The organism is Chryseobacterium contaminans (genome assembly GCF_001684955.1).
In the GTDB taxonomy this organism is placed as follows: Bacteria; Bacteroidota; Bacteroidia; order Flavobacteriales; family Weeksellaceae; genus Chryseobacterium; species Chryseobacterium contaminans.
The window spans coordinates 1-13,144 of sequence record NZ_MAYF01000015.1; the positions used below are offsets into that span (position 1 = coordinate 1).

A 13,144-nucleotide genomic window follows, 5' to 3' on the forward strand; every position below is an offset into this window, starting at 1 on the left:
TTGACGACATATGAAAATCATTTTTAATAGTTTAAATAAAAATTAATAATCAATAACTTAAATCGAAAAACCGCTCTTTTTAAGAACGGTTTTCCTTTACAAAATAAATTTAGTGTGTCTGAAACTACTTGTCTGATATCACTATTTTGAATAATAACGCTTATTTTACCACATTCCCATTCTCATCCAAATTATCAATATGGGTCTGGTTATTTTTATCTATATAAAGTTTTAATCTAGTTTTTCCTTTGGTGTCACGAATAAAAACGCCCACATCTCCATCTGCTGTTTTCCCTGCAAAAAATCGTTCATTGGTTAATTTCCCCTGCTCTCTAAGCATTGCATAAGCTTTTTTACTTGCAACAGGATCATTCAGTTTTTTCAGAGAGTCTTCAAACTTAATGATATCCTCTAAGGGGAAGTTATCCGGGCGGTCCCAAAGTTTTAAACCATAAACTCTTTTTTTATCTTTTCCTGCTTGTTCCAAATACTGTAACTGCATGATCTGATCGGTATTTCTCTGATCTATTGAATATACCATGCCCGATTCTTTTTCATTGGCATCATATACAAGTCCTCCACATTCGTCTCCTAATGAATTAAAAAAAATCAACCCTGCATCCCGCTCTCTCTGTTTCATATTTTTATGGTTCACCATTCCCGGATGCTGACGTTCTTTATTGCTGATGACCATTTTCAATGTTCCATCTTTTTCTACAATATTGATGCGTTCTACATCTATTTCTTTGAAATGCTCAACAGAGGAATTTGCTTTAAATGCCAGAATAAAAAGCAATCCACAAACTATTGTAAGTAAAGTTGCGTATATTTTCAAAATACGAACTTCTTTGATTAACTTTTCCATATGAAGATTTTTAAACTGAAAATCAACTATTTATCTGAAACCGCATTAAGCATTTTTGAAATATCATCAGGAGTAAAGCTCCCTTTCACATCTACAAAGACCAATTCCTTATCTGAATTTACGGTAATCAGCATATTTTTAATAGCATCTCCCTTTTGTTTTACACGCAGGTTTACATTTTCTCCATTATGTTTTATGGTAGCCCAGTCTTCGTAATGATTATTATTTAAAAACTTCGCATAATCATTCAGCATTTCTTTGCTCCCGTTTTCTACGGTAAGAACCTTTATTTTAGATACCTTTTTGATAAGGCTGATGAGCTCTTCACTTTCTCCGTCTTCTCTCAGAGCTTTTTTAATATATGGCTTCGCCAACAATAACGGTACATTAAAGCTTGTAAACCTGGCCTCCTTAAAATTGTAACTGTTATCTGAAAAGAAATCCATATTGGGTTTTTCAGAAACAATACAGGACTGAAATGTACCTATTACTAAAAGGTAGAATAAAGTAATTCTGAGCATTTTCATGGCGATAGTTTTTAATCCATTGGTCTTAGCAATCCTCCTGATGTCTTACTGATGTTGGCATCTATTTCCGGTCTTCCTCTATATCTCACCGTTCCGCCTGAAGAAGCTCTCACTTTCAGTTTATCCGAAACATTTACAGTAAGATTCCCTCCGGAAGTAGCTTCTGTTTCAAGGGAAGTAAACTTCAGCTCATCTGCTTTACACAATGCTCCACTGCTTATATCAATAGTTCCTGAATCTGCTTTTCCACTTAAACTCATATTAGATCCGCTTGAGCTTTTAATTCCGATATTTCCGGCTGTAATTCCTGCTCTGATATTTGATCCTGAAGAAACTGAAATTGTTGCAGCATTTGAAACCTTGAAATCTCCTGTAATATTAGAGCCTGATGATGCATCAATTTTCATATTTTTTTCCTGGATAGAATTTACAATGGTAAGGTTGGAACCTGATGATACATCAATACTTTCCATTCTTGGAGAGGATACGTTAACACTTAAATTTTTAAATCTCAGATTTCGTACTCCTTTATTATCAATATAAATTTTCAAAACTCCATTCTCTACTTTCGTAATAATGTATTCTAATTTATCTGAATCTGCGATAACCTTTACACTCGTTGGTTTTTCCTGCTTAAAGATTACGTTTACACCGGTACTTACCTGGATCCCTGAAAAATCCCCTACATTTCTGGCTTCTCCATTAAGGTAAGATGAATTATTATCCGAAGTTACATTACTTCTTGTACTGGAAATTGGGTTCTTTTTAGTCTCACTGGAATTGATGATCTTGCTTACGTCATCCATAGACAGTTTTCCGTCCAGCATTACAAAAATACTTTCTCCGCTTCCGCCGTCAATACTTAGCAACAGATCATCCAGAATACCGTTTTTAGCTTCCGCAGAAAGGAATTTCACTTTAGCACCGGCATTATTTACAGACATGATTTCGTTGTAATTCAGATTTTTTAAATAAGACGAAATATCTTTACTCAGCTGAGACATATTAGTTTGCACTTTACGCCCTTCAGGAGTATTTCCTTTTTCAGGATTCTCGGTAATAAGGATTTTGAGTCCGTTGATTTTTGACAATAACGGTTTAATCTGATCCAGCTGGGAATCATCAATATTAAGACTGCTGAGCATTCCGAACATAGGTTTGGCAATCTTAATGGAGGTTACCCCTTCTACTTCCTGATATTTATCAAATAGCTGGTCAAATTTATCTTTTTGTCCATATACATTAAAGAAATGGGAAAAAGCAAGAGCGAATATTATGAATAGTTTTTTCATGAGTCAATTTTATTTTTTTAAGTTAATGATAGCCACTTTGTTTTGATTAATAATCATCGTCTACTACCGTAGGCTGCGCCAATTTTTCACTAACGTTATTTGCAAATATCTGGAATGAGTATTTTGTTACATTAATTGCTTCTTCTACATTGTCTATTCTTTTACCGTTTACAATTACGTAAGAATTTTCATAGCCAGTAGAATCTTTAGAGGTATTATTTTTAAAAGAGGAATTGTCTGCATATCTTGGTCTTCTTTCTTTTTTAAGCCTTCCTCTCTTCGGCAATATTTCATCCATAACATCTTTTTCAGCTACATTATTCTCCTGGAAGATAGAATCTTTTTTGGCTCCAGAAATAGAATCAGTATGATTCACTGCCACCTGTTGCTGATGATTATGGTTTTCTTCAATAAAACCGGACTTCTGTTTCAATACTTCATTTTTCACCAGGTTTTCCTTATCCTGAACTCCTGTTCCAGAATTATTTTTAAGGAAAAGCCCGATCCCGAAGACCAGCGTTATACTGGCGGCCATCCAGAACCATTTGGGAAATGAAGGCTTTTTCTTTTCTTCCAATGGAATAACAGGGGCGGTGTTTCCTTCAGGCGGCGCATTTTCTGCCTGCTGAAGAAAATCATCAAAGCTCCATTCCATTTTTTCTTCCTTTATCTCCCGGAAGATTTCGTCGTATTTATCTTGTAATTGATCTTTTTTCATAGCTCATCAGTTGTGAGATTTGTTCTTTTACTTTTTGTCTTGCCCGCATAAGGTTTACCCTTACTGCATTTTCCTCCATTTCCAGCATTTCAGAAATTTCGGAAACATCGTACTCTTCTACATCTTTCAAGTGGATCACCAACTTCTGTTTTTCGGGGAGCTGATTGATAAATCCTACAATATGTTCCTTAAGGTTATCAACTTCCATACTGTAAAGCTCGGACCGGTGAAGCTGCATATCTGCAAAGCCTATCTTCACATCGTGATGCTTCAGGCGGTTCAGGCATTCATTCCGGACAGACTTCAGCGCATAGGATTTTAGGTTCCCAAACTGCCCCAGTTCTTCCCTTTTCTGCCAGAACTTCATCATGATATCCTGCACTACATCTTCTGCCTCATCACTACTCATAACGAATCGCTTCGCAAAACGATACATCTCGTCTTTGAGAATAAACACCGTATTCTTGAAAGTTTCTTGGGTCATGAGTTTTGTTTCTTATAGGTAAGACAACTCGTCTTTACAATCTATTACATCAAAAATAAAAAAACTTCAAAAAAATTTGAAGTTTTTATTTTTTATCGAGTAACTGTCTGAGGTAAGCAATCTCCGCATCCTTATCCTGAAGCCTTTTTTCGTACTGTTCTATGAGTTTTTCCGGAAGCTGAGTCTGGTAGATAAAACCATTATTTCCGCCATGTATATTGTCATAATGAAAAGAAAGTCCATCGTTACTTAAAAAGTCAAGAACACTTACTTCCAATGCTTTTGCGATATGCTCTACCTGAGAAAAATCCGGTTTACTTTTATCATTTTCAAAATTGGAATAGGTTTTCTGGGAAACGTTCAGTACTTCGGCAAGGTATTCCTGCGTAAAGTTCTTATTGATCCTCGCTTTTTTCAGTTTTTCGCCTAGAGTCATAGTACTGTATATTTTTATCAAAATTACATATTTTTTTCTTTTAGAAAAATAATACGGAAACCAGTAATTTTTTATATCCCTGCATTCAATTAAAATTCTCAATATTGTGAAGAATAAAATTTATTTATATTTAACGAATTAAAAACAAATGTCTATGAAGAAAAATTTAGCATTATGGCCTGCTCTCATGGCTGTATTTATTATTTTCTTTCTTTATTCCTGCCGTTCAGAAGATTTGCTAAGCAATAATGAGGAAGAATATTCCTCAAAGTTTAAGGTATTTTCTAACCAGGAAAAAGAAAAGATTGATTACGGTAAAGGGTTCAAAACACTTTTGGAACGTTATGACAGTATTCATAATGTTCAGCATACACCTAAGGCACTTAAAAAGGCCTGGAAAAACTCATCTGCAATGAGTGATGAGTATATTGAGTTCAATATCCGTTCCCAGGATATTACCACTAAAAATAAAGAAGTATACACCTTGTTTCCTTTGATCAGGAATTATCAGGTATCAGGAATTATTATTGCTGTATTAAAAAATGAAGATACTTATGTAGAGTATCTCAAGATGTCTCCTGAAGCGGAAAATTATGATACAATATTAGAATTGTTTCGTGCCCAATATATAAAGAGTACTTTACAAAATAAAAATAATACAAGTAAAGGATCCGGTGGTCCCTGTGGTTTTGAAGGAGCACCACCATGTGATATTGATACCATCATTATTATAGTGCCTGGCGGAGGTAGTGGCGGAGGGGGCCTGCCACCCGGTGGTGGAGGTGGTCCTTCCGGAGGCTGTGGTCCATATGAAGATTGTATCCATAATCCTGATGCAGGGGGTAGTGGCGGTGGAGGTACTCCGCCCACAAATCCTTGTTCAAGATTAAAAGCAATGACTGACACTCCAACTTTTAAAGGAAATATAACGAACTTAGAAGGAAAAACAGGAGATGGTTTTGAAAGTGGCTTCAGAATAGGAAACTCTGCCGGAGGTGTTCAAAATCAAATACTGCAAAATAAACCCGGAACTAAAGAGGTTAACTTAACTGTATTTCCTAATACTGTTGTAGTAATGCATTCTCACTACGATCAACTATATCCAATATTTTCACCTGGTGACATCTTGTTTTTTAACCAGTGGATTAACTGGGCCCAAAATTACAATAGTAATCCCGCAAACTCTCCCAAAATTCCTCTTGATCAAATCGTATTTACAATAGTCAGCAGTTGGGGAAATTATTCTTTCACTTTCGATGGTGCTGTTCCAAGTCCATTTCCTAATTTTACAGATCAACAATTGCTAGACTTTAACGATAACTATATAAAATTACTTGATGAAGCAAAGAGTGTAGGAAACGTAAGTGGTAATGTAAATTATAATATGGAAAAACTTGAAAAAAGTTTTCTTAAATTTATGAATGATAATATGAATATGCCTGGTGCAAAACTTTTCAGAAATACCTCAAGTGGAAATACCCAATTAAGTCTTGTAAACGGAAAATTAACAGAGATTAATTGTCCTTAATAATAAAAACAAAAAATATGAAAAATCTATTTTTAATTATAATAACAGTATTATCATTTTCTTGCAAAGCTCAAGAATATCCTCTTAATACAAGTTTAGATGGGCTACCTGATAATGCTTATTTAAAAGACACTAACAATGAGCTGAATAAATATGTTGGGCTATGGAAAGGAAGTTGGAATGGAAAGACCCTCTATCTTGAATTAAAAAAAATTAAATATTATTATAGTGGAACTCATCCTTACTATAGTGATTTAATATTAGGTGAAAGAAAAATTATAGGAGCTAACGGAGCTATAGAAATTGACAGAATTACCAATTTTGATAATGAAGTTTCTGAAATTAGAGGCATATTTGGTAGTTTGGTAAATGGAAACTGGAAAAGGTTTTATTTTTATCCTAAAAATATGTGTGGAAAATCGGCGGCTTTAGATATTACGAACTTTACAGGAAATCAAATGACACTCCATTTCGAGTATATGCCCAGTATTTATAAAGAAGACTGTATTCATAACAGTTATGTAGATCAACATGGTGATTTTCCTATTAACTTTCCAAAAGATATTGTGTTGACAAAACAATAAAAAATAAGCCTCATTTTTGAGGCTTATTTTTTTCAAAGAACAGGTTATTACTATGGTATGTGATGCAAAATATTCTTCACTAAAAATACAAATGAACAAAATGTCCTTAATTTATTAAATAATTATTATGAAAAGTATTACAAGAATAGTTATGTTCTTTTATTTTATCCTGACATTTTCTATAAAAGTAGGAGGACAAGACAAAAAACTACAAGGCACATGGATTTCAAAGAATAATGATGTCATTATAATTAAAGAGAAAGATAATAGATTTAATACCTTAAGTACAATATACGAGAATGAACAGCTACGTTTAAAAATCATAGGGGATACACTTAGTTTTTATAAAGAGTATACTAAGGCAGGATCTGAAAAAGAATATATGAGTAAATATGATTTCTATATAAAGAGTAAAAAAAATAAAACACTAACGTTAATTCCAGAATCTAATTTATCAAAAGAGTTTTTTGGAAACAGAAAAAAAATAGTTTTCATCAAACAGGAATATAATTGGGATAAATCAATTTCCTTTGAAAAGCTGGTATATCATACAACAAATTGTTATGGAACTTGTCCAGTAATTGATTTAGAAATTGATAAGAATGGCAATATTTATTTAAGCGGAGAATTTTTAAATGATAAAAATAAATCAGGGCAATTCAAAGGAAAACTATCTGATGAATTACTCAATGAACTAATGTATATATTGAAAACTTCTAACTTAAGAACATGGTCTTTTCCCAAAAAAGAAGGACATGATGGAGCTGTCACCACTTTAATAGTATATTACAACGGAGAACGTAAATATTTTAAATCAATGTTCCCACCAACCATTGCAGATCAGTTAATTAACTTTTTGTATGGATTAAATGAAAAAGTATCCCTTATTCGTACTGAAGAAAAAAAAATCTTATATGAGTAGAATGAATTAGTTAATGTTAAGTTTGATGGTATTCTATTCTCTATACTTTCTTATTCTTTTTCCAATGGTTGTATTCACGGTTTCTATATTTGAATAGAACAAATATAATTTATTTTTTTAATATAAGGTGCATCAGAAATAGGGCATGGAGATATAAGATAATTCATTGGTTTTGGAAAAATTATTTATATTTAACAAATTAAAACAAATGCTTATGAAGAAAAATTTAGCATTATGGCCTGCTCTCATGGCTGTATTTATTATTTTCTTTCTTTATTCCTGCCGTTCAGAAGATTTGCTAAGCAATAATGAGGAAGAATATTCCTCAAAGTTTAAGGTATTTTCTAACCAGGAAAAAGAAAAGATTGATTACGGTAAAGGGTTCAAAACACTTTTGGAACGTTATGACAGTATTCATAATGTTCAGCATACACCTAAGGCGCTTAAAAAGGCCTGGAAAAACTCATCTGCAATGAGTGATGAGTATATTGAGTTCAATATTCGTTCCCAGGATATTACCACTGAAAATAAAGAAGTATACACCTTGTTTCCTTTGATCAGGAATCATCAGGTATCAGGAATTATTATAGCAGTTTTAAAAAATGAAGATACTTATGTAGAGTATCTCAAAATGTCTCCTGAGGCAGAGAATTATGATACAATATTAGAATTGTTTCGTGCCCAATATATAAAGAGTACTTTACAAAATAAAAATAATACAAGTAAAGGATCCGGTGGACCCTGTGGTTTTGAAGGAGCACCACCATGTGATATTGATACCATCATTATTATAGTGCCTGGCGGCGGTAGTGGCGGCGGAGGCCTGCCACCCGGAGGAGGAGGTGGTCCTTCCGGAGGCTGTGGTCCATATGAAGACTGTATCCATAAACCAGATGACGGAGGCGGAGGCGGAGGTGAGACAACGCCTACTAATCCCACAAACCAAAATCCTTGTGATAAAACAAAAAGTCTTGTAAATGATGCTAAAACAAAACCTGCTATAGATGCTCTAAAAACAAAATCTACACAAGGAGGAGAAAATGGCTATAAAATTAAAGCAGATGGAACTCCATCCAATGAAATACCAGGTGGAAATCATTCTGTAAATTTTGGAGATAAAACAGGTTATGCAGGCGGATATCACAATCACACTCCAACAGGAATACCAATGTTATCACCGCCAGATGTAGATCAGTTATTAGGTTTTGCAAGAGCACAGGGGAATTATGGAGACCCTACGAAAGCTTTTGTGGGAATGGTTGCTCCCAATGGCATGCATTATGTTATTTGGTTTAACGGAACTTATGAGGATGCTGTAAAAACTTTTTCACAAGAGCAGTTGGATGAATATACAGATAGATATCAGACTAGATATGGAATGTATAAACCCACTTCTGGAGAGATGAGCAATGAAGAAATTGAGAAATTCTTTTTCAGAGCTCTTATAGATATGGAATTAGATGGTAAAATCAAACTACAAAGAGTAGAAAATGATGGAACTGTAAAAATGATAATTAAAAATACTGATGGTACCACAACTGCCACACCTTGTCCGTAATTTAAAAAATAAAATAATATGAAAAATATAACATACACAATTCTATTAATCATTTCAATTTCGTGCAAAGCACAACAAACCTACCCACTTAACACCAATTTTGAAGAAATACCACAAGGCTCTTATATAAAAGATTTAAATAATGAATTAAATCCTTACATAGGAGAATATAAAGCTACCTTTCAGGGAAATGAAATTAAATTATTCATAAGTAAAGAAACTATGAAATATATTAAATCATTAAAGGTTTATCAAGATGTACTATCCATAAGATATATTGTAAAAAATCCTTTAGGAAATATTCTTCAAGATACTCAAAATATGACCTTTCAACCTAATCAACTTTTACATTCAATTTATAGTCGTGGAACTTATCCAAGTAAAAACATTGTATGGTTTAATTATGGAGGAACAAATTGTAAAGTAGGTTGGGGCGGCATTGAATTAAAAAAAATAAATTCTACACAGCTTTCATGGGAATATAAACCTAATGATATAATTATTGATAACAGTAAATGCCCACAAGGGACTGATATTAATATTTACCTCCCTGAAACAAAAGATTTAATATTTACAAAACAATAATGATAGAGACTGTCTTAATGACAGTCTTTTTCACAATGATGAAATATGAAAGCAATATATAAAATAGCTCTTACCCTAACAATGTTGAATATTATATCTTGTAAAGCACAAGAATATCCACTAAACTCTTCTTACATGAAGTTATCCGATAATTCATATTTAAAAGACTTAAATAATGAGCTTCCACCCTATGTTGGAACTTATAAAGCGAATTTTGGTGGTAATGAAATTACTTTATTTATTAGTTTGCAAAATCATAAATTCTTTGATTTAAAAGTAAAAAAGTATTATCAGGATGTTTTATCAATAAACTATATTGTGAAAAGTTCTTCTGGAGTAGTTCTTCAAGATACGCAGAATATGAATTTACCAGCAAATCAACTTCGTTTTACTATATATAGCACTAAGACTAGACCTTCACAAAATGCAGTAATTTTTTATTATGGTGGTACTAATTGTGGAGTTGGATGGGGTGATATTTATTTAAAAAAAATAAATTCCACACAATTGTCATGGCAATATAAACCCAATGATATTGTTCTTGACAGCAGCAAGTGCCCTCCAGGAACAGATATTAATATTTACCTTCCTGAAACAAAGGATTTGATTTTTACAAAACAATAAATAGAGCCTCTTCGGAGGCTTTTTCAAATGATGAAATATGAAACAAATACTATTTATCTTAATTTTTTTATCCGCTTGTTTTAACTCTCAAGTTATAAAAGATTCAATTTTAGGGAAACCAAAATTCGTAAAAGAATACGTAGTTTTTCTAAATAATTCTGGTCCATTTATCTTTATGAAGGGTGATGATGAATATGGTCATGCTGTAATCATGACTCCAAAAAACCTAAGAAGCAGAATGCGAGAGACATGGTTTGAAACAGATTTCTGCCGATATATAAATAATGAAACTTACTATGATAAAAATCGGAATATAACTAAAGAAACATGGTATTACAAATCAGGAGAAATTGTTGATGATTATGATTATACATTTGATAGTCTGAATAGATTAATTGAGGAAAAAAGGAAAAGCAAATACTCAGAATCATCTTCTCATTATTTTTATAATGGAAACAATAAAACTCCAAACTTTAAAGAAACTTACTACAAAATTAAGGATGAGCCTATGGAAAAATATATAAGCAATCGTGAAAGTTTCAGGCCTCTGTATGTAACTAAATTTGATACTCTAACAAAAACAGACAGCATTTTTGCAATTACAAATGAAATTTGGAAAAAGGTAGGTGAGCGTTCTTATACTGAGATTAAAGATTCCATTTATCATAAGAAACTAAATTGTGTAAAAATTTATGATAATCAATATAGGGTAATTGAATCAAAATCTTTCGACCATAAACTTGATTATGATAACAAAAAAATATTTTTAAACAAGCATATGAAATATGAATATGATAAATCCGGAAATCTAATACAGAGAACTGAAATTAAAGATGGAAAGTATCATTATTATACTATACTTGGAAACGGTAAAATAATCACCGAAGAAAAAGATGGTAATTATGAAAGAACTATGTCTATCACTTATGCTTATACCAAAGATCAAAAATTAGAAAGAAGAACGACACACTACAATAATACTATTTGGTATGATATCCGATTTGAATATAAAGATAACTATATAGCTAAAATATTTTATCTAGATGAGAGTGATAAAAAAACAGAACCAACGGTAGTTATTTTCAAATATAAATTTGATAAGCAAACAAACTGGACAGAAATTATTAAAAATGTAGATGGGAAAGATTTATATAAATGGGTCAGAAAAATCGAGTATTACTAATAAAATACCCCCTCAGAAATTCTGAAGGGGTTTTATTTTTTATTAATACGTCTCAAAAACATGCTTCAAAATAGCCTTATCTTCTTCTGTTAAAGCCACTTTTCTTCTGGCCATTGCTCTTTCTGCTACTTCATAGACTTTGTCTAATCTGAATCTTTCATCATCTTTTAAACCGCCCCATGAGAAGTTTTCCACAAGGTTGGGTGGAAAACCGGGTTTGAAGATATTGGAGGCTACACCAATCACTGTTCCTGTGTTCAACTGAGTGTTGATAGCTGTTTTGGAATGATCTCCCATAATCATACCTGCAAACTGTAGCCCTGTATCTTCAAAAGCTTTGGTTCTGTAGTTCCAGAATCTTACATTTCCGTAGTTATTTTTCATGTTGGAAGAGTTGGTATCTGCACCAAAGTTGCACCATTCACCAATCACAGAATTTCCTACAAACCCTTCATGTCCTTTGCTGGAATATCCGAAAATAATAATATTGTTCACCTCTCCTCCCACTTTACAGTGCGGACCAATGGTAGTTGCTCCATAAATTTTGGCTCCAAGGTTAAATTTGGAATCATCACAAAGTGCAATAGGTCCGCGAAGATGACAGCCTTCCATCACTTCTGTATTTTTACCAATATATATTTTTCCGGTTTTTGTATTGATCGTTGAAAATTCAATATAAGCTCCTTCTTCAATAAAAAGATCTTTTTTATCGCCCAGGAAACCATTTGTGGAGGATAGCTCCTGTGAAGTTTTCCCTTTTGTAAGAAGATCAAAATCGAAATCAATGGCGTGATGGTTATAGGTAAATAAATCTTTCGGCTTTTTAAAGAAAATAAGCTCTTCCTTAATATCCGTCATTTTTTCGATCTGATGAAGAGAAAATCCTTTCATATTGACTTTTGCTGCCACCAATTCATCTTCATACACCAAAGCCTCACCCTGCTTAAGATCTTTGATCTGTTGAATAACAGATTCTGTAGGGATAAAGTTCGGAACTAAAAAAAGACTTTCTTTTTCTTCCGGAGCTTTAAATTTATCCTGAAGATACATTTCCGTAAAATAAGAGACTTCGGTATTGTCCAGAATTTTCTGCCATCTTTCAGAAAAGGTAAGGATTCCGCATCGCATGGCTGCAACCGGTCGGGTAAAGGTAAGCGGAAGAAAATCTTCCCAATATTGTGCGTCTGAAAATACTAATTGCATTTTTTAGAAGTTTGGGGTTAAAGGCAAGTAATCAAGGAATGAACCTTTACTGCCTAAGAACAAAAATACAAAAAGATGGGCGAAGTTTAAATAGAAGAGAAAAGATAATAGATGGATAGATAATAGACAGGGAATGAAAAACTAATTTGGCTGAATATTTTTTTATAAGAGTAATAAATTCTGGTGAGTCGTCCTAAAATAGGTTGACATAAATTAAACAATATTTGATCCGGAGAGATGTTTTATTTCTTCGGATTTTTTATGCACTTTATCTGGAGTTTGCATATTAAGGCTTAAATGTGGTCTTTTAGTATTATAAAGATAAATACTTTCTTTTACTAATGAGCTTAGATCTTTCATATTCTTTGTTCTATAAAAAAGGAATTCTTGTTTCAATATTCCATTAATCCTTTCTGCCAGTGCATTTTGATAGCAATCATAACCATCAGTCATTGACGGTTTGATTTCATTCTTATTCAGTATTTTCTGGTAGTAACCAGAGCAATATTGCAAACCTCTGTCTGAATGATGGATTAATGGATCACTTGAACTTCTATTTTTTATTGCCATTTTTAAAGCTTTTGCAACATTTTCAGTGTTCATATTTGAACTTAATGAATATCCCATTATCTTTC

At 32.8% G+C, this 13,144-nt stretch carries 15 protein-coding genes; 7 read left to right on the forward strand and 8 right to left on the reverse strand.

Features of this window, described 5'->3' with window-relative positions:
• Positions 1-160: 160 nt before the first annotated feature.
• The 6 genes from BBH99_RS01980 to BBH99_RS02005 form a co-directional block, all read right to left on the reverse strand.
• Positions 161-865: a hypothetical protein gene (locus BBH99_RS01980; RefSeq protein WP_066691257.1), complete on the reverse strand. Its 705-nt coding sequence runs from the start codon at positions 863-865 to the stop codon at positions 161-163.
• A gap of 26 nt (positions 866-891) precedes the next feature.
• Positions 892-1,392 carry a DUF4252 domain-containing protein gene (locus BBH99_RS01985; RefSeq protein ID WP_066691259.1) on the reverse strand — a complete coding sequence of 167 codons (501 nt, stop codon included), beginning with the start codon at positions 1,390-1,392 and terminating at the stop codon, positions 892-894.
• Positions 1,393-1,403: 11 nt separating this feature from the next.
• Positions 1,404-2,684, reverse strand: a complete 1,281-nt coding sequence (locus BBH99_RS01990) for a DUF4252 domain-containing protein (RefSeq protein ID WP_066691261.1) — start codon at positions 2,682-2,684, stop codon at positions 1,404-1,406.
• A 46-nt stretch (positions 2,685-2,730) separates the two neighbouring features.
• The gene (locus tag BBH99_RS01995) at positions 2,731-3,402 is read right to left on the reverse strand and encodes a hypothetical protein (RefSeq protein ID WP_185111023.1); all 672 of its coding nucleotides are present in this window, start codon (positions 3,400-3,402) and stop codon (positions 2,731-2,733) included.
• A complete protein-coding gene (locus BBH99_RS02000; RefSeq protein ID WP_066691262.1) occupies positions 3,377-3,886 on the reverse strand; it encodes an RNA polymerase sigma factor in 510 nt (169 codons plus the stop codon). Before BBH99_RS02000 ends, BBH99_RS01995 begins: the two co-directional genes overlap by 26 nt.
• 85 nt (positions 3,887-3,971) lie before the next feature.
• A complete protein-coding gene (locus tag BBH99_RS02005; protein WP_066691263.1) occupies positions 3,972-4,322 on the reverse strand; it encodes a helix-turn-helix domain-containing protein in 351 nt (116 codons plus the stop codon).
• Between the two features lie 154 nt (positions 4,323-4,476).
• On the opposite strand from BBH99_RS02005, the gene BBH99_RS02010 reads away from it, so the two are divergent.
• The 7 genes from BBH99_RS02010 (at position 4,477) to BBH99_RS02040 (ending at position 11,306) form a co-directional block, all read left to right on the forward strand.
• Complete coding sequence (locus BBH99_RS02010) at positions 4,477-5,850, forward strand: hypothetical protein (RefSeq protein WP_066691272.1); 1,374 nt, start codon at positions 4,477-4,479, stop codon at positions 5,848-5,850.
• Between the two features lie 17 nt (positions 5,851-5,867).
• Positions 5,868-6,434 (forward strand): DUF6705 family protein, encoded by a 567-nt coding sequence (locus tag BBH99_RS02015; RefSeq protein WP_066691274.1) that lies wholly within the window; start codon positions 5,868-5,870, stop codon positions 6,432-6,434.
• A 127-nt stretch (positions 6,435-6,561) separates the two neighbouring features.
• Positions 6,562-7,356: a DUF6438 domain-containing protein gene (locus BBH99_RS02020; RefSeq protein WP_066691277.1), complete on the forward strand. Its 795-nt coding sequence runs from the start codon at positions 6,562-6,564 to the stop codon at positions 7,354-7,356.
• 214 nt (positions 7,357-7,570) lie between these two features.
• Entirely contained in the window at positions 7,571-8,914 is a 1,344-nt protein-coding gene (locus tag BBH99_RS02025) for a hypothetical protein (RefSeq protein ID WP_123872956.1), read from the forward strand.
• Positions 8,915-8,932: 18 nt separating this feature from the next.
• Positions 8,933-9,499 carry a DUF6705 family protein gene (locus BBH99_RS02030; protein ID WP_066691283.1) on the forward strand — a complete coding sequence of 189 codons (567 nt, stop codon included), beginning with the start codon at positions 8,933-8,935 and terminating at the stop codon, positions 9,497-9,499.
• A 45-nt stretch (positions 9,500-9,544) separates the two neighbouring features.
• Positions 9,545-10,123: a hypothetical protein gene (locus BBH99_RS02035; RefSeq protein WP_066691285.1), complete on the forward strand. Its 579-nt coding sequence runs from the start codon at positions 9,545-9,547 to the stop codon at positions 10,121-10,123.
• A 37-nt stretch (positions 10,124-10,160) separates the two neighbouring features.
• On the forward strand, positions 10,161-11,306 hold the full coding sequence (locus tag BBH99_RS02040) for a hypothetical protein (RefSeq protein ID WP_123872958.1): 1,146 nt from the start codon (positions 10,161-10,163) through the stop codon (positions 11,304-11,306).
• A 42-nt stretch (positions 11,307-11,348) separates the two neighbouring features.
• Here the strand turns inward: BBH99_RS02040 and BBH99_RS02045 are convergent, their stop codons facing one another.
• A complete protein-coding gene (locus BBH99_RS02045; protein WP_066691289.1) occupies positions 11,349-12,509 on the reverse strand; it encodes a putative sugar nucleotidyl transferase in 1,161 nt (386 codons plus the stop codon).
• A gap of 213 nt (positions 12,510-12,722) precedes the next feature.
• On the reverse strand, positions 12,723-13,144 hold a 422-nt coding region (locus BBH99_RS02050; RefSeq protein WP_165601866.1), incomplete at its 5' end, for an integrase core domain-containing protein.

What these genes read in the sequence shown, in the direction of transcription:
- BBH99_RS01995 (WP_185111023.1), bottom strand. Translation starts at nt 3,402, where the DNA reads ATGAAAAAAGATCAATTACAAGATAAATACGACGAAATCTTCCGGGAG.
- BBH99_RS02035 (WP_066691285.1), top strand. Translation starts at nt 9,545, where the DNA reads ATGAAAGCAATATATAAAATAGCTCTTACCCTAACAATGTTGAATATT.
- BBH99_RS02010 (WP_066691272.1), top strand. Translation starts at nt 4,477, where the DNA reads ATGAAGAAAAATTTAGCATTATGGCCTGCTCTCATGGCTGTATTTATT.
- BBH99_RS02030 (WP_066691283.1), top strand. Translation starts at nt 8,933, where the DNA reads ATGAAAAATATAACATACACAATTCTATTAATCATTTCAATTTCGTGC.
- BBH99_RS01990 (WP_066691261.1), bottom strand. Translation starts at nt 2,684, where the DNA reads ATGAAAAAACTATTCATAATATTCGCTCTTGCTTTTTCCCATTTCTTT.
- BBH99_RS02040 (WP_123872958.1), top strand. Translation starts at nt 10,161, where the DNA reads ATGAAACAAATACTATTTATCTTAATTTTTTTATCCGCTTGTTTTAAC.
- BBH99_RS02025 (WP_123872956.1), top strand. Translation starts at nt 7,571, where the DNA reads ATGAAGAAAAATTTAGCATTATGGCCTGCTCTCATGGCTGTATTTATT.
- BBH99_RS02015 (WP_066691274.1), top strand. Translation starts at nt 5,868, where the DNA reads ATGAAAAATCTATTTTTAATTATAATAACAGTATTATCATTTTCTTGC.
- BBH99_RS02000 (WP_066691262.1), bottom strand. Translation starts at nt 3,886, where the DNA reads ATGACCCAAGAAACTTTCAAGAATACGGTGTTTATTCTCAAAGACGAG.
- BBH99_RS02020 (WP_066691277.1), top strand. Translation starts at nt 6,562, where the DNA reads ATGAAAAGTATTACAAGAATAGTTATGTTCTTTTATTTTATCCTGACA.
- BBH99_RS01980 (WP_066691257.1), bottom strand. Translation starts at nt 865, where the DNA reads ATGGAAAAGTTAATCAAAGAAGTTCGTATTTTGAAAATATACGCAACT.
- BBH99_RS02005 (WP_066691263.1), bottom strand. Translation starts at nt 4,322, where the DNA reads ATGACTCTAGGCGAAAAACTGAAAAAAGCGAGGATCAATAAGAACTTT.
- BBH99_RS01985 (WP_066691259.1), bottom strand. Translation starts at nt 1,392, where the DNA reads ATGAAAATGCTCAGAATTACTTTATTCTACCTTTTAGTAATAGGTACA.
- BBH99_RS02045 (WP_066691289.1), bottom strand. Translation starts at nt 12,509, where the DNA reads ATGCAATTAGTATTTTCAGACGCACAATATTGGGAAGATTTTCTTCCG.